This is a genomic window from Lewinella sp. IMCC34183, from assembly GCF_003390915.1.
Lineage (GTDB): Bacteria > Bacteroidota > Bacteroidia > Chitinophagales > Saprospiraceae > Neolewinella.
Genome location: NZ_QMEM01000001.1, coordinates 103,391 through 117,940 on the forward strand (window position 1 = coordinate 103,391; position 14,550 = coordinate 117,940).

Sequence of the window (14,550 nt, forward strand, 5' to 3'; positions counted from 1 at the left end):
ATAACGGTCTTACCTTTGAACGGCGTGCGCACGCCGGCTGTATTATGCCTGCCTTTGCCCGATAAACCTATTTGCATGTACACTATTTCCCGGTTCGTACCTGGTTTCCGACTGATCGTTCTGTTGCTCATTAGCACCCTGGCCGGCGGTCCGTCCCTGGTCGCTCAGTCGACTCCTCCCGGGGAGATCGCCGAGCTCGTCAACACCTACCGTACCGACCGGCGCGGCCCCTACCGCGGCATCTTCTGGTTTTGCTCCGACGGCAGCCAGCGCGCGGCGCGTGACCCCTGTCCGGACGACGACCGCGCCCACCAGCACGCCGACTATACTCCGCGTATCAAGCAGCTCATGCGGCAGGACCACCTGTTCTTCGGACAGGTACTCGCCGATACCGAGTACGGGGATTTCTGGGATGCGGCCAACGATCACAGCCGACTCAAACAGTACCAGCTCAATAATTACCTCGTGGCCGTCGACGACGGCTGGATCCTCGAGCAGGCCCGCTTCTACCGGGGCGCCTTCCAGGTAGAGGACGAGGAAGAGTGGGGCCGCAGTTTTTTCCGGTGGCTGCTTGCTAAGGACGACGTGCTGCGGGAAAACTTTTACCTCATCGTGCAGGCCGCCCGCGACATTCCGCACCGCGGCGATACCGACCTCAACCAGCGTATTCGCGCGGTCAGTAAGGAGATCGCCGATGAGTACCCGGCCTTCATGGACCTGCGGATCAAGATCCACGGACGTCCGGAGGGCGCGGACGCAGGTGCGGTGGAACGCTTCATGGAAGAACACGCCACGGAATTGCGCGAACGCGACCTCTACGCTTCCGCCGAATCTCTGGTCAACGACATCAACGTGGCGTACGGAGGCAGCGACCTGAGCAACGTGCGCGATCTGCTCGCCGATCTCCCCGAGACCGACCCCCTCCGGCCCGGCCTGATCGGGTTCGTCGAGCAGCAGGCCCGCCTGGAGGACGGCTCCAACGATGTTTCGCGCCTGACCGCGGCGGCCGACCTGAGCGTAGCCATTCGCCAGAGTTTGGTCAACGACGAGCGCCGTCCCCTCGATCGCCTGCGCCTGATCGACGTACTTAATGAAGTAAGCGACCTCATCTTCCGCACCGCCGGCAGTTGGGAACCGGTCACGGCCCGGGACCAGATGGAGAAGATCTGCTACCTCGGGGAGGCCGCGGCGGGCACGGGCTTCATCGAACTCTGGGAGTACGAAGCCGCCATCGGTAACCTCGCCGATCCCGGGTATCAGTACATCTGGCCCCGGATGCTCGACGATTACCTCGACAACGCCCGTCGCTTCGTGGAGTGGGGCACCGCTACCAACCGGGTCGTCTACGGCGATGTGGCAGAGCGGTACGCGAGCTTCGAACCGCAGGCCCTCGGCTTTCTCGACGACCAGATCCGGGGTTCCGTTCTGCTGCCCTTCGGGCAGGCCGTCGGCGCCCTCGGCGACTGGCTGGCTCGCAACAGCGACAGCGGCAACCACCTTATGGACATCGCCTCCCAGGCCCAGGCCCGCGGCCTCAATCCCGGCTACGCCCGGGGCATCCTTCACCTGATCGAGGGCGCGCCCGACGGCGTAGAGGTCAACAACCACGACATCTTCGCCTTCAGCCGTCCGCCATCCGACCTGAAACCCGTCGGCGGTATCCTTACCGTGAGCGAGGGGAATATGGTCAGCCACGTACAGTTGCTGGCCCGCAATCTGGGTATTCCCAACGCCGTGCTTAGCGACCAGCAATTCAAGCAGCTCAAGCCGTACGATGGTGAGGAGGTCTTTTACGCGGTGAGCAGCGGCGGATCGGTACTGATGAAGCCGGTCGGAGACATGACCGAAACGGAGCGTGACCTTTTCGCCGTGCGCGAACGCAGCCAGGAAAAGATCGCCGTGCCCGTCGACCGCATCGATCTCTCGACCCGCGACGTACTGGACCTGCGAAACGTCGACGCCGAAGACAGCGGCGTACGGTCCGGCCCCAAGGCCGCCAACCTCGGCCAGCTCAAGGCGCTCTTCCCCGATAAGGTCGTCAACGGTCTGGTGATCCCATTCGGCATTTTCCGTGAGCACCTGGATCAGCAGATGCCCGGCCAGCCCGACGGTACCAGCTACTGGACCTTCCTCAACGCACGCTTCGCCGAAGCGGCCCGTATGGAAAAGGATGGCCGCAGTGCAGCGGATATCGAGGCCTATACGCTTGAACAGCTGGCCACGCTGCGCACGGCCATCGATGAGATCCGCATCGAGGGCAAACTGATCGCCCAACTACAGGACGGCTTCCGCGACGTACTTGGTGGCGAATTCGGAGAAGTACCGGTATTCCTACGGTCGGACACTAACATGGAGGATCTGGAATCCTTCACCGGGGCCGGCCTCAACAAGACCGTCTTCAATGTCGTGGGCCGCACCTCCATTCTGGACGGCATCAAGGAAGTCTGGGCCAGCCCGTACACGGAACGAAGCTACCGCTGGCGTCAGCGCTACCTCCTGAACCCCGAGAACGTATTCCCTAGCATCCTCATCATCCCGAGCGTGGACGTGGAATATTCCGGCGTGATGATCACCAAGGGGGTTACGTCCGGACTGGACGACGATATTACCGTGGCCTTCAGCCGCGGTGCTGGGGGTGCGGTCGATGGACAAGCCGCGGAATCCTACCTGCTGGGAGCCGATGGCCGCTTCACCCTGCAGGCGCCCGCCCGCGAGCGCATGTACCGTCGCCTGCCGGTAACGGGGGGCTCGGTGATGGTTGCCGCCCCCTTCGATCGTCCGATCCTGAGTCAGCAAAACCTGTCGGATCTCTACGCTTTAGGGCAGGAAGTAGAGCGTATCATGCCGCAGGCACCGGGCGTGAATACCGACGGGCCCTTTGATGTTGAGTTGGGATTTCAGGACAACAAGATCTGGCTGTTCCAGATCCGGCCCTTCGTGGAGAACGACAACGCTCAGAAGTCCGAATACCTGCAGAGCATCTCGCCCCCCGAGCGGGAAGGCGTTTACATCGACCTGGCGAGCAGCATGCAGGAGGGACTGTAGGCAGCGCCGCTACGCTCCCTTGAACAGGCCGTGAAGTTTGCCGTCCACCATGTTGATCACGCGGCCGAGGTCTTCCTTTTTATTGACGAAGTCGACCTCGTCCACGTTGATGATCAGGATGTTGCCGTCGTGGTAGTCACGGATCCAGTCTTCGTAGCGCCGGTTGAGCTGCTTGAGGTAATCCAGGCTCATGCTGCCCTCGTAGTCGCGCCCGCGGTTCTCGATGTGGGCGACGAGCGTGCCGATGCCCGCCCGCAGGTAGATCAGCAGATCGGGGGGCTTGATGCGGCTGGTCATGGTATGGAAAAGCTCCGTGTAGCTGTTGAAGTCGCGTTCGGTCATCAGGCCCATGCCGAAAAGGTTGGGCGCGAAGATGTTGGCGTCCTCGTAGATCGTACGGTCCTGGATGACCGGGTGGTCACCGTCCTGAATGTCGATGATCTGCCGGTAGCGGTTGTGTAGGAAGTACACCTGGAGGTTGAAACTCCAGCGCTTCATATCGTCGTAGAAATCGCTCAGGTAGGGATTGTTCTCGGCGCTTTCGTAGTGAACTTCCCAGCCGAAGTGCTGGCCCAGCTGGCGGCAGAGGGTCGTTTTACCGGCGCCGATATTCCCGGCGATGGCAATGTGCTTGATGGGCGAATTTTCCATAGGAGCGCAAAGGTAGGAAAGCCGCCGCCAGCCGGGGACAACTTACCAGCTCCAGCCGAAGCGGGCCTCGATCTGGACGACCGCGCCGCTGACGTCCTTGGCGGTGATGACGTCGCTGTCCACGCCGCTCGCGAAGCGGTAGCCGCCCTCGATACCCAGACGGAACCACTGGAAAAGGTTGATCTCCGCGCCGCCCATAAGCTGGCCCACGAGCATGCGGTCCCGTCCTTCTCCCTCCACATCGATGCGGCCGGGGCCCACGATGGCGGTAAAGCGGGGGTGAATGACGTTGTCGGCGCCGGGCGCCACCCCGATGATGAATCCGCCGTGGCGGAACTCATACTGCGGCCGTTCGCCGACCAGCGGTTCCTCGTCGGTGGTGAAGTTTTCACGCGCTTTCCAGCCTCCGTAGCCCAGGAACACGGTTTCGCCGAATTCCAGGCCACCAAAACCACCGCGGACCAGCGACCAGTCGTCGCCCGTCGCCGAGTAGTTATAGGTGGGGCCGCCCCACGCCCCGGTAAAGTCAAGGTCGCCAAGCAGGGTTTTCTCCCGGCGGAGCGAATAGTCGGCAACCGATGCATGCACGGGAGCGGCCGACCGGTAAGCCAAGCGGGGACCGGCGTCGGTAGCGGGGGCGGGGGCGGGGGCGGCGTAAGCCAGCTCCTGGGCCGCGAGAGCACCGGTAAATAAACAAAGGGTCAATAGTGAATACAGGGTCTTCATGGGTAATGCGTTTGCGGGTTTGCGTTGCACCTGCGTCCCCGCCCGAGTGGCGGATGGCCGGCAGTTGATTCACGTGAAGGGCGTTTGTCGCATCCCAAAGGTTGCAGCGAAAAGTCTTAAAAAGTCCCACCGTTCTATTAACGGCGTCCTAAAATCGGCGGAGGTGGCCTTACCTTGGCCGAAAACACATTTATGGCGCGGCAAAGCATCCTCATCAAGGGCGGAACCATCGTAAATCGCGGGGAACGCAGGGTAGGGGACCTACTCATCGAAGACGGCTTCATCACCCGCGTGGAAGACTCCCTCAACGTGCGGGCCGACCGCGAGATCAACGCCGAGGGCTGCTACGTGCTGCCCGGCGTGATCGACGACCAGGTACACTTCCGCGAGCCCGGACTCACGCACAAGGCGACCATCGGCTCCGAAGCCCGCGCCGCCGTGGCCGGTGGTACCACCTCCTTCATGGAGATGCCCAACACCAAACCCGCCGCCCTCACCCAGCTGCTGCTCGACGAGAAGTACCGCATCGGCGGCGCCACCAGCGTAGCCAATTACAGCTTCTACATGGGAGCTTCGAACGATAACCTCGACGAGGCCCTGCGCACCGATCCCGAGCAGGTGTGCGGACTGAAGATTTTCATGGGCAGTAGCACCGGTAATATGTTGGTGGACAGCGAACGTACCCTAGACGCGCTCTTTTCCCGCATCCCCCTCCTGATCGCTACCCACTGCGAGGACGAGGCCACCATCCGCCACAACGCCGCGGAGGCGCGCGAGAAATACGGCGTGGAGATCCCGGTCCGCGAGCACCCGAACATCCGATCCGCCGCCGGCTGTCTCAAGAGCAGTTCCCTGGCGGTGGAGCTCGCAACCCGCCACAACGCCCGCCTGCACATCCTTCACATCAGCACCGCCGACGAGGTAGGGCTCTTTCGCAACGACATCCCGCTGGAGCAGAAGCGCATCACCGCGGAGGTCTGCGTACACCACCTCACCTTCAACGCCGACGACTACGCCCGCCTCGGAAACCGCATCAAGTGCAACCCCGCCATCAAGGAGGAGCACCACCGCGCGGCCCTGCTGCCGGCCCTCCTCGACGACCACTTCGACGTCGTGGCGACCGACCACGCCCCCCACACCGCCGCGGAGAAGGCCCAGGCCGACTACTTCAAGGCCCCGGGAGGGTTGCCGCTGGTGCAGCACAGCCTCGACCTGATGATGCGCCTGGAACAACAGGGGAAGATCAGCCTGGAACGGGTAGTGGAGAAGATGTGCCACGCGCCGGCCATCTGCTTTCAGGTCGATCGCCGCGGGTTCCTCGACGAGGGGATGTGGGCCGACGTGGTGATCTACGACCCGCAAACCGAGTGGACGGTCCGCCCGGAGAACATCCTTTACCACGTGGGCTGGTCGCCCCTGGAGGGCATGAACTTTCGGGGCCGGGTACGGGAAACCATCGTGAGCGGCCAGCTGGCCTACGCCGACGGCCGGGTCAACGACACGGTACGCGGCGAGCGGTTGGCCTTCCGCAGGTAAGTAATAAAGAACCCCGGTCATCCAGAGGATGCCGGGGCTCGTTCCAACTTACTGATACCAAATAAAAAAGCGGTGCCGGGTAAATCCGGCGAGTTCGTGGGACCGCCGGGTGCGGGCGGCACGTGGGCGGGATTCTCAAAAATAAGCATCTGGCGCTGCCGGTACAAGTCGCGCGGCAAAAAAGGCAGCGGTCAGGGCTGCTGCCGCCGCTGAATAAGGTAGCGGTACGCGGCGGCAAAATCCGGTTTGCCGTACCCCAGCGTGTCGTCCGGCGCGTTCGCCTGCGAGGCCGTAGCCCGAACGGCGTCCAGGATCTCCTGGTTCGTAGCTTCCGGGACGGCCTGCACCAGGCAGGCGATTAGCCCGGTCACCAGCGGTGCGCTGAGGCTGGTACCGTTGGCCGGGGTGAGCCCCTTGCCGTTGGCGGCCACGGCGGCTACCATGACCCCGGGCCCGCTCACGTCGGGCTTGGTACGACCGTCGGCCGTGGGCCCGTAGCTGCTGAAGTAGGCCCGCTCGTCGTCGGGCCCGATCGCCCCGATACTGAAGGCCCCGGCGGCATCGGCGGGGATGCCGATATGCTTCCACTCGTCCGCCCCGCTGTTGCCGGCGCTGGTCACGATGATGATGCCCCGCGCGAACGCCCGGTCGATGGCGATGGTCGCGGGAGACGTCTTGCCGTTCAGGTCGTCGTAGGTGTAGTCCATACTGCTGTCGGTGAAGGTGGTGTAGCCGAGGCTGCTGTTCACCACGTCTACGCCGGCACTGTCGGCCATTTCCAGGGCGATCGCGTAGTTGACTTCCTCCATGCGGTGTTCCCCGCGGCTGTTTTCCGTCTTGAAGAGCACGTAGCGGGCCTCGGGGGCCGTGCCGATGAAGAAAAAGGGATGCTGGGCGGCCATGGTGCTAAGTACCGTAGCACCGTGGGTAGACCCGTCGAGCGCGGTACTGTCCTGCTCTACTAGGTCGTAGTTACCCGGAACGGCCTCGATTTGATCGTAGCCCAGAAAATCCTTGTATTCAACGCTCGGGAACCCGCCGTCCAGTACCGCCACCAGTACGCCTGCGCCCCGGAAGCCCAGGCGGTGCAGGCTGTCGCCGTTCATGCGCGACAGGTCCTTGTATCCGTACCCGTAGAACGTTTCGTTCACCGGCACCCGCTGTACGACCGGTGCCGGTCGATCGAGCCGGGGGGCTGCGGGCAGGGCAGAAGCGCGCGCGTACTGCAGGGGAGCGGCGTAGAATGTGGTATCTACGAAGGGCAGGTCGGCCAGGGCGTCAAGCTCCCCGGCCGTGGTGGCTACGACTACGCCATTCATCCAGCGGCTGCGCAACCAGATCTTGGCCCCGCGGTCGGTAAGCTGCCGCTCGTACGCGGCGCTGACGGGCAGGTCAACCTCCGTGACCGCCGCGTTGACTTTACGCCGCCGCTCGAGGGCGCGGGTGCTGAGGAACTCCTCCGGCCGGTCGACACTGTAGGTAGTACCTGCCTTATCGGTGAATCCGATAAAGTAGAGGCGCTGCTGTGGATCGTCCTGGGCGGACAGGGCGGTAGCGAAGAGCAGGGTACAGAATAGCAGGAGGAAACGTGGCATGGAGATCAGTTAGGCCGGTGAGCGTTCAACCGGCTCTCCACCAAACGCACTACGTCGTCCTCGGGGTTGTCGTGTACGACGTGAATTTTGGCGGAGGCATAACATTCGCGGCGATCTTCGAGGCGCCGCCGGATGAGGGTAGGCAAGTCCTCGGGGCCGTGGAGAAGCGGGCGTTTGTCGCGTTCATCGGCCAGCCGGGCACCGATGATCTCGGGGTGGGTGTCGAGAAAGACCGTGGTGCCCTGCCCGTTCATCCATTGCATGTTGTCGTGGAAGCAAGGGGTTCCGCCGCCGGTAGCCAGGACGAACATCGGCAGATTATCGAGCTCCCGCAGCATGGTGCTTTCCAGATCGCGGAAACTGGATTCTCCGACCCGGGCGAACAGTTCGGCTATCGTGGTTTTAGTCTGTTCTTCGACCAGGTCATCCAGGTCGAGAAAGGGGAGGCCAAGCCGGTCGGCCAGGCGGCGGCCGACGTAACTTTTTCCGGACCCCATGAAGCCGGTAAGGAAAAGACGCATGTAAGCGGTGGAGTTGTGGGGGAGTAAATATACACTCCCCGCGCCGGGAAACCGGAACGCCCCACCTACCCGGGTTGCCGCCCGGTTGAGTATCTTTGCGGGCCCAACCGGACGGTATGTACAAACTTCTTTACTTCCTGCTGTTTACCGCTCTGCTGTCCTGTGCCAGTGACCCGGCGCCCGAGGCCGAGACCCCGGAAGCGGCCGACGACAACGCCAGCCTGATTCGGAATCCGGTCGCGAACGACGCCGACAGTACCGACGTGGCCCGGATGTCCTTCGAAGCACCCGAGTACCTATTCGGCGAAGTACCGGAGGGAACACTGGTCACCCACGAGTTTACCTTTACCAACACGGGAAGCGTGCCGCTCATGATCACCGATGCCCGGTCGACCTGCGGCTGTACCGTACCGAGTTACCCCGAACGGCCAATACCGCCGGGCGGCACCGGTACCGTCCGGGTGGAGTTCAATACCGCCCACAAGTACGGCCGGCAGCGTAAACCGGTGACGCTCACCGCCAATACCTACCCCTCGATGACCACCGTGTACGTCGACGGCACCGTACTCAACGATTAATTAAAAGTAACTACCCCATGACCCTCCTCCTCCAGGCCGGTGGCGATCTGTTCACGAACGGCTTCTTCATGATCGCCATGCTCGCCGTGCTCGTCTTCACCATGATCATCCCCCAGCGCCGCCGCAGCAAGCAGCAGAAGACCTTCATGGAAGGACTGGCGAAGGGCCAGCGCGTAGTCACGGCCAGTGGCATGCTGGGCATCATCGATAAGCTCGAAGACCAGATCGTTACCCTCAACGTAGGGAATAAGACCTACATTCAGGTCACCAAAAACGCGATCTCCAAGGAACTCACCGATGCCATCTACCCTCCAAAAACTGAAGGATAGCAATCCGCTCCGCAATATGGAGACGACCGACCGGCAGATGCTGCTGGTGTGTATCGGTCTGGCCTTCGTGTTCTGGCTTATTCTTAATCTGTCACAGGACTACGACATCAATAAGGTGGTCGTGGTCAATTACGCCGTAAGTCCCCAGCGGGCCCTCGCCGGTGACCCGCCCAGCAACGTGCCGGTCCGGATCCATGGCCGTGGTTGGAACCTGATCTGGGAAAGCCTGCGCGGCAACGATATTGACATCACCCTCGACATCGGTGATAAAGAGAGCATCCAGCTCAACCGCAACCTGCTTGAGCAGGAAGTGCGCCGCCAGCTGAGCAGCGGCGACCTGGAGATCGAAAACCTCAATTACGAACCCCAGCGGATCGTCACCACCCGGCGCGACGGCAAGCGGGTGCCGGTAATTAACAACGTGGACGTCAGGTATGCCCCGGGCTACGCCTCCTCGGGGGGCACGTCCCTCCGGCCGGACAGCGTGACCGTCTCCGGTGCCATCGACGTGCTGGCCGGGATTGAATCGTGGCCGTCGGAGCCCCTGGTACTCGATAACGTAGAGGGAAGCCTCCGGCAGACCGTCCCCCTGAAACCCCCTCCGGAGGGCCTCGTGCTCGATTACAATGAGGTCACCGTAGCCGTTGACGTGGAGGCCTTTATCGAGCAGCAATTTCGGGTACCCGTTACCCTCTACAATGCACCGCGCAGCGATTCTTCCCGGGTGTTTCCGGCCTTCGTGACGGTGCGGGCCACCATTCCACAGCGGGCCTTCGGATCCGTACGGGCCACCGATTTTCAGGTAGAGGCAGACCTGAGCCGGATGCAGACGGACGATCCCCACAACACGGTGCCGCTGCGGCTGACGCGGTATCCCGAGAAGATCAAAGCGGAGTTCGAGCCGCGGGCCGTCGAGTACTATATCTACAATCGTCCGGAGTAGGGCCGATCAGCGGGCGCGGGTCACGGACACCGGCATGTTGCGGTCGTAATTCCCGGTCAGGGTAGGGGTTTGCAGGTTGCCGGTGTACCCCCGCACTTCACGGTGTACGTAGGTAAACAGTTCTTCTATGGACACCATGCCGTCCTTATTCGCGTCGGCTTCCCCCTTCATGCCCCGGATCAGGTAGTGGCTGAACACCCCGGACCGGAGTCCGCCGTCTTCCATGCTGATCTCTTCCCCGCGGCTCGACATCATCAGCGCGGTAGAGGCCTGGGCATTCGTCAATGCGGAATAGTAGTCGGTAAGCATGCCGGTGTTCCCGCCCACGCCTCGGGCCGCCAGGCTGCCGCTGTGACAGGCATCGGCGATCACCACCTTGTGCCGCGAGCGGCTCTCCGCCAGGGCGGCGTGGACGTCGGCATGGGCCAGGGCGTTGCGCTCGCCGTCGTAGTCGACCGGCAGGAAGGAGCCGGGCAGGCCGTGGCCGCTGAAGTAGAACAGGATAACGTCGTTCTCGTCGGCCTTGCGGTAGGTATCGTGCAGGGCGGCAAGGATATTCTCGTGGGTGGCGTCTTCGTCGATCAGGACCTTCACCTGCTCGTCGGTGAGGGCTCCGCCCTCGATGCTCTTCAGGAAGGCGTAGAACTGGTACGCGTCGTCGTCCGTGTACCGCAGCGTTTTCATGTGCTGGTAGTAGGCACAGCCGACAACCACGGCCCACACCTTCACTTCCGGGTCGTACTCGGCCGTGGCCGCGACCGGTGCGTTGCCCTGGGCGGTGTACATCGGGCGGGCCAGCTGTCCGTCCTGCCAGAGGCCGCCCTCGATCAGTCCGCTGGGGTATTGCATGACGCCGAGACCGTTCGGACGGTGGTTGCTGAAGGCGCCGTGGTAGCTGTTTCCGTTCGGGAACATGACCGTGCCCCGCCCGTCAGGGCTGCCGTCACGGGTCGTGCCGAAAAAGGTGGTACCATCGCTGTAGGTGTAGCGTGAGTCGCCGTCGGGGCATCCTTCGTTGCAGTTGACGAGGTCGGCGGTATTTCCGACAAAGCCGAGGGTCGCCCAGTCGACTCGTGGCTCGCCGGCCAGCCATTCGCCCTGGTAGGCGGTGCCGTCGGCGTAGGTCATCCGGCCGCGGCCGTTGGGCCGGTTGGCGGACCAGAATCCGACGTAGCGGTCGCCGTTGGCGTAGTCCATGGTGCCGAAGCCGTCGAGGGCGTTTTCCCGGAGGGTACCCACGTAGTAGTTTTCGTTGGCGAAGGTATAGGCGACTTCGCCATCGAGCACGTCGTCCACCCAGGTACCGACGATCTCGCCGCCGTCGGTGTAGATCACTTTTCCCCGCCCGTGACGACGCCCCTCACGCCACATGCCCTCGTAGCGGTTGCCGCTGGCGTCGATGAGCTTCCCCGGACCACTCTGGAGCTGGGCCCGGAAACTGCCGGAATAGACCGAGCCATCGGGGTAGGTCAGGGTGCCGGTGCCATTGAACTGTCCCTCCCGGAACGTTCCGGTGTAGAGCGCGCCGTCCGCAAATCGCAGGACGCCCTCGCCGGTGTAACAATTGCCTCGTTGACAGCGTCCCTGGGCGCTGAGTGCCGTGGTGCAAATAAGCAGCAACGGCAGGAAAAGGAATTTCAACATGTTTGACGTGTAAGAATGTGTACGGTATCAGGTCTCAAACAAAACACCCGGTTGGTAACGGGTGCGGCCAGCGTGCGGGACGGGGCCGGTACTAAAGCAAAAACAATACGTTCATTCTGAGAGAGACGCTGATAGCGAAATATAACGGGTGTGTCGCCCTAATAGCCACAGTGACCCTCCTAAAATTGCGTGTCCTGGAGGTAATAACCGCACCCTTTGACGGAACGGTACCACCAGCCCACGGAACGGTAGCGGCCCCCGCGACCGTGGGAAATTTTGTAGAAAACACCCGCGGAAAAGGGTTCGGCATGGCTTCCGCCCTATTTTGCCAGCCTCACCGGAATATAAGGTATGCGCTTTTACTCATTCGTAATTTTCTTTTTTTGTCTTTTGCAGCTCAGTGCACAGACGGACGTCTACGAACGGTTGACCTTCCCCGAGAACCTGGCGGCCTCCAACGTGCGCAGTCCCCGGCAATTCCTCGGCTACCGCCTGGGGGAGCGATTTACCGAGTACGCCCGGTCGGTCGCCTACTTCGAGTACCTCGCGGAGGTGAGCGACCGGATCCGGCTGGAGCGCTACGGTAGTACCTACGAAGGCCGCCCCCTGCTGTTGCTTACCGTCAGCTCGGCCCGGAACATGAACCGGATCGAGTTCATCCGTCGCAATCAACTCGCGCTGGTCAACGGCTACCGGACGGCGGGGGCGCAGGTGCAGGGTATCCTGGACGATCAACCCGTCATTAACAGCTACAGCTACAATATCCACGGCAACGAGGCCAGCAGCACCGAGGCGGCCATGCAGTTTGCCTACGAACTGGCTACCACCGAGGATCCCGTTACCCTGGCGGCGCTCGACCAAACCGTCAACCTCCTGTTCGTCTGCATCAATCCCGACGGCCGCGACCGCTACGTGTACTGGTACAACGGCATGGCCCGGGCCACCGGAGGCGAGGAGCCGCGTGACCTGGAGCACTACGCCCCCTTCCCGAACGGCCGGACGAATCACTACTGGTTCGACCTCAATCGCGATTGGGTATGGGGCGTCCATCCCGAGAGCCGGGGCCACACCGCCGCCTACCAGCGATGGATGCCCAACGTGCATACCGATTACCACGAGCAGGGCTACGACGCCAATTACTTTACCACCCCCGGCACCACGCCCCGCAACCTCATCCTCCCTGACGCCTACGAGGGATGGACCGACACCTTCGGCCGGGCCAACATTGCCAACTTCGACGCCCAGGGGATCAGTTACTTCACCCGCGATCGCTTTGATTTCTTCTATCCCAGCTACGGCAGCAGCTACCCGTCCGTGATGGGAGGCATCGGCATGCTCAACGAGCAGGGCGGCATCGGGGCCGGGCGCGCCGTGGAAACGGAGGACGGATTTATCCTGACGTTGCGCCAGCGTATCTGGGACCACTACGCATCGAGCGTAGCCCAGCTGCAGACCGCCGCCGCCAATCGCGAAGCACTGCAGCGGTACAGCCTCGCGGCCTGGGATCCCCTGAACAGCCGCGCCGAAACCACCGCTTACCTGATCGAAAACGACGGCAGCGATTACTTCGACGACCTGCTGCAACTGCTGCTGCTGAACGGGGTGGAGGTGGAGCGCACGCTGGAACCCCTCACCGCCTCGGGTATTGGCTACCGGGAAGGCGGCGCGACCCGGGAGCGTACCCACGCCGCCGGAAGCCTCATCGTAGCTACGGAGCAGCCCCGCCATCTGTTCGTCAACAGCATTCTGGGTGAGCAGCTGGAGATCGAGGACAGCGTGATGTACGACATGAGTACCTGGTCGGCTCCGCTGGCCTACAACCTCGAGGCGTACCGCTTCGGAGGGCCGTTGACGGTTGATACCGAACCCGTTACCCTTATCGAGCGAAGGGGCGGGCTCACCATGCCTGCCGGCGGGCTGGTCTACGCCTACGCCATCGACTGGTCGCAGCGCAACGCCCCCCAGGCGCTCGCCGAACTGTGGAAGGCCGGGGTACGGGTGCGGGCATCCCTCGAGGGCTTCACGGACGATGACGGCAACGCCTTTAGCGCCGGCAGCCTTATCGTGCTGCGGGGCAGGAACCTCGACGTGGAAGCCAGTCTGCCCGAGCTCATGCAGCGGCTGGCGGATGACTACGGCCTGACGATCCGGGGATTCACCACCGGCCGCATGCAGTCGGGAAACGACCTGGCCAGCACCCGGAACTTTCCCCTGCGGGAACCCCGGGTGGCCATGCTAGTCGACGAGCCCTTCGATACCTACACCAGCGGGCAGATCTACTTTCTCTTCGACTGGGAAACGCGCTTGCCGGTGACCCGTATCCGTACCTCGGTGCTGCGGCAGACCGCAGTACCCAAGTTCGGTTCCCGCTACGGCTACGCGGACCTTAACGACTACGACGTACTCATCCTGCCCGACGCCAACAACCTGGAAGCGGTCTTCGGGGAAACCGAGCGGGCTACCCTGCGCGACTGGATCTCCGCGGGCGGTACCCTGGTGACCGTCGGCGAATCCTCCGAATTTTTTACCGCGGACCGCAAGTTCACCGATCAGCAGCTCGTGACGCCGAGCCGCGATACCTCGGCCGCCGCCGCCAACCTTACCTACCAGGAGCGGACCGACTACTACGGAAAGAAGAACGTGCCCGGCACCGCGCTCCGTGCTTCCCTCGATACCACCCACCCGCTGGCTTTCGGCATGAAGGACGAGGTGTACACCCTCAAGTTCGGGAGTACGGCTTTGCAGCCCGCCGCCGGCCTGCAATCCGTCGGGCGCTATATTCCGGATACTACCAACCTGCTCGCGGCCGGCTACGCCCCGGAGGAAAGCCTCGACCTGCTGGCCGGTACTACCTGGGCCGGCGTGCGAAGTATCGGGCAGGGACAGATCGTCTACCTGATCGACAATCCTCACTACCGGATGTTCTGGCGGGGCCCCAGCCGGCTGATGCAGAACGCGGTCATGCTGGTGCCCGGCATGTAG

The 14,550-nt window shown here is 62.7% G+C and carries 11 protein-coding genes; 6 read left to right on the forward strand and 5 right to left on the reverse strand.

Going from position 1 to position 14,550, the window contains the following annotated elements; all coding sequences use genetic code 11:
* Nucleotides 1-75: 75 nt before the first annotated feature.
* On the forward strand, nucleotides 76-3,045 hold the full coding sequence (locus DQG19_RS00450) for a PEP/pyruvate-binding domain-containing protein (RefSeq protein ID WP_157974243.1): 2,970 nt from the start codon (nucleotides 76-78) through the stop codon (nucleotides 3,043-3,045).
* Between the two features lie 9 nt (nucleotides 3,046-3,054).
* On the opposite strand, the gene DQG19_RS00455 is transcribed toward DQG19_RS00450, so the two are convergent.
* Both DQG19_RS00455 and DQG19_RS00460 read right to left on the reverse strand, forming a co-directional pair.
* Nucleotides 3,055-3,696: a deoxynucleoside kinase gene (locus tag DQG19_RS00455; RefSeq protein WP_116124266.1), complete on the reverse strand. Its 642-nt coding sequence runs from the start codon at nucleotides 3,694-3,696 to the stop codon at nucleotides 3,055-3,057.
* A gap of 42 nt (nucleotides 3,697-3,738) precedes the next feature.
* Nucleotides 3,739-4,422 carry a hypothetical protein gene (locus DQG19_RS00460; protein WP_157974244.1) on the reverse strand — a complete coding sequence of 228 codons (684 nt, stop codon included), beginning with the start codon at nucleotides 4,420-4,422 and terminating at the stop codon, nucleotides 3,739-3,741.
* Nucleotides 4,423-4,614: 192 nt separating this feature from the next.
* Between DQG19_RS00460 and DQG19_RS00465 the strand changes: the two genes are divergently transcribed.
* A complete protein-coding gene (locus DQG19_RS00465; protein ID WP_116124268.1) occupies nucleotides 4,615-5,958 on the forward strand; it encodes a dihydroorotase in 1,344 nt (447 codons plus the stop codon).
* 191 nt (nucleotides 5,959-6,149) lie between these two features.
* Here the strand turns inward: DQG19_RS00465 and DQG19_RS00470 are convergent, their stop codons facing one another.
* Together DQG19_RS00470 and DQG19_RS00475 are read right to left on the reverse strand one after the other, a co-directional pair.
* Nucleotides 6,150-7,553, reverse strand: a complete 1,404-nt coding sequence (locus DQG19_RS00470; RefSeq protein WP_116124269.1) for a S8 family serine peptidase — start codon at nucleotides 7,551-7,553, stop codon at nucleotides 6,150-6,152.
* 5 nt (nucleotides 7,554-7,558) lie between these two features.
* Nucleotides 7,559-8,074: a shikimate kinase gene (locus DQG19_RS00475; protein WP_116124270.1), complete on the reverse strand. Its 516-nt coding sequence runs from the start codon at nucleotides 8,072-8,074 to the stop codon at nucleotides 7,559-7,561.
* 116 nt (nucleotides 8,075-8,190) lie between these two features.
* Between DQG19_RS00475 and DQG19_RS00480 the strand changes: the two genes are divergently transcribed.
* From DQG19_RS00480 to DQG19_RS00490, 3 genes are read left to right on the forward strand one after another with little or no spacing between them, the layout of a single operon-like run.
* Nucleotides 8,191-8,652 (forward strand): DUF1573 domain-containing protein, encoded by a 462-nt coding sequence (locus DQG19_RS00480; protein WP_116124271.1) that lies wholly within the window; start codon nucleotides 8,191-8,193, stop codon nucleotides 8,650-8,652.
* A gap of 17 nt (nucleotides 8,653-8,669) precedes the next feature.
* Nucleotides 8,670-8,981, forward strand: coding sequence for a preprotein translocase subunit YajC (gene yajC / locus DQG19_RS00485; RefSeq protein ID WP_116124272.1), 312 nt, complete (start codon nucleotides 8,670-8,672; stop codon nucleotides 8,979-8,981).
* Nucleotides 8,950-9,924, forward strand: coding sequence for a YbbR-like domain-containing protein (locus DQG19_RS00490; protein WP_116124273.1), 975 nt, complete (start codon nucleotides 8,950-8,952; stop codon nucleotides 9,922-9,924). The genes yajC and DQG19_RS00490 overlap by 32 nt, the downstream gene beginning before the upstream one ends.
* 6 nt (nucleotides 9,925-9,930) lie before the next feature.
* On the opposite strand, the gene DQG19_RS00495 is transcribed toward DQG19_RS00490, so the two are convergent.
* Nucleotides 9,931-11,568 carry a caspase family protein gene (locus DQG19_RS00495; protein WP_116124274.1) on the reverse strand — a complete coding sequence of 546 codons (1,638 nt, stop codon included), beginning with the start codon at nucleotides 11,566-11,568 and terminating at the stop codon, nucleotides 9,931-9,933.
* Between the two features lie 351 nt (nucleotides 11,569-11,919).
* Here DQG19_RS00495 and DQG19_RS00500 point away from each other — a divergent pair, with 351 nt between their 5' ends.
* A complete protein-coding gene (locus DQG19_RS00500) occupies nucleotides 11,920-14,550 on the forward strand; it encodes a M14 family zinc carboxypeptidase (protein ID WP_116124275.1) in 2,631 nt (876 codons plus the stop codon).

Bases quoted from the DNA above. Each gene is read 5' to 3' on its own strand.
- DQG19_RS00480 (WP_116124271.1), top strand. From the start codon at position 8,191: ATGTACAAACTTCTTTACTTCCTGCTGTTTACCGCTCTGCTGTCCTGT.
- DQG19_RS00490 (WP_116124273.1), top strand. From the start codon at position 8,950: ATGCCATCTACCCTCCAAAAACTGAAGGATAGCAATCCGCTCCGCAAT.
- DQG19_RS00460 (WP_157974244.1), bottom strand. From the start codon at position 4,422: ATGAAGACCCTGTATTCACTATTGACCCTTTGTTTATTTACCGGTGCT.
- DQG19_RS00450 (WP_157974243.1), top strand. From the start codon at position 76: ATGTACACTATTTCCCGGTTCGTACCTGGTTTCCGACTGATCGTTCTG.
- DQG19_RS00455 (WP_116124266.1), bottom strand. From the start codon at position 3,696: ATGGAAAATTCGCCCATCAAGCACATTGCCATCGCCGGGAATATCGGC.
- DQG19_RS00495 (WP_116124274.1), bottom strand. From the start codon at position 11,568: ATGTTGAAATTCCTTTTCCTGCCGTTGCTGCTTATTTGCACCACGGCA.
- DQG19_RS00475 (WP_116124270.1), bottom strand. From the start codon at position 8,074: ATGCGTCTTTTCCTTACCGGCTTCATGGGGTCCGGAAAAAGTTACGTC.
- DQG19_RS00500 (WP_116124275.1), top strand. From the start codon at position 11,920: ATGCGCTTTTACTCATTCGTAATTTTCTTTTTTTGTCTTTTGCAGCTC.
- yajC (WP_116124272.1), top strand. From the start codon at position 8,670: ATGACCCTCCTCCTCCAGGCCGGTGGCGATCTGTTCACGAACGGCTTC.
- DQG19_RS00465 (WP_116124268.1), top strand. From the start codon at position 4,615: ATGGCGCGGCAAAGCATCCTCATCAAGGGCGGAACCATCGTAAATCGC.
- DQG19_RS00470 (WP_116124269.1), bottom strand. From the start codon at position 7,553: ATGCCACGTTTCCTCCTGCTATTCTGTACCCTGCTCTTCGCTACCGCC.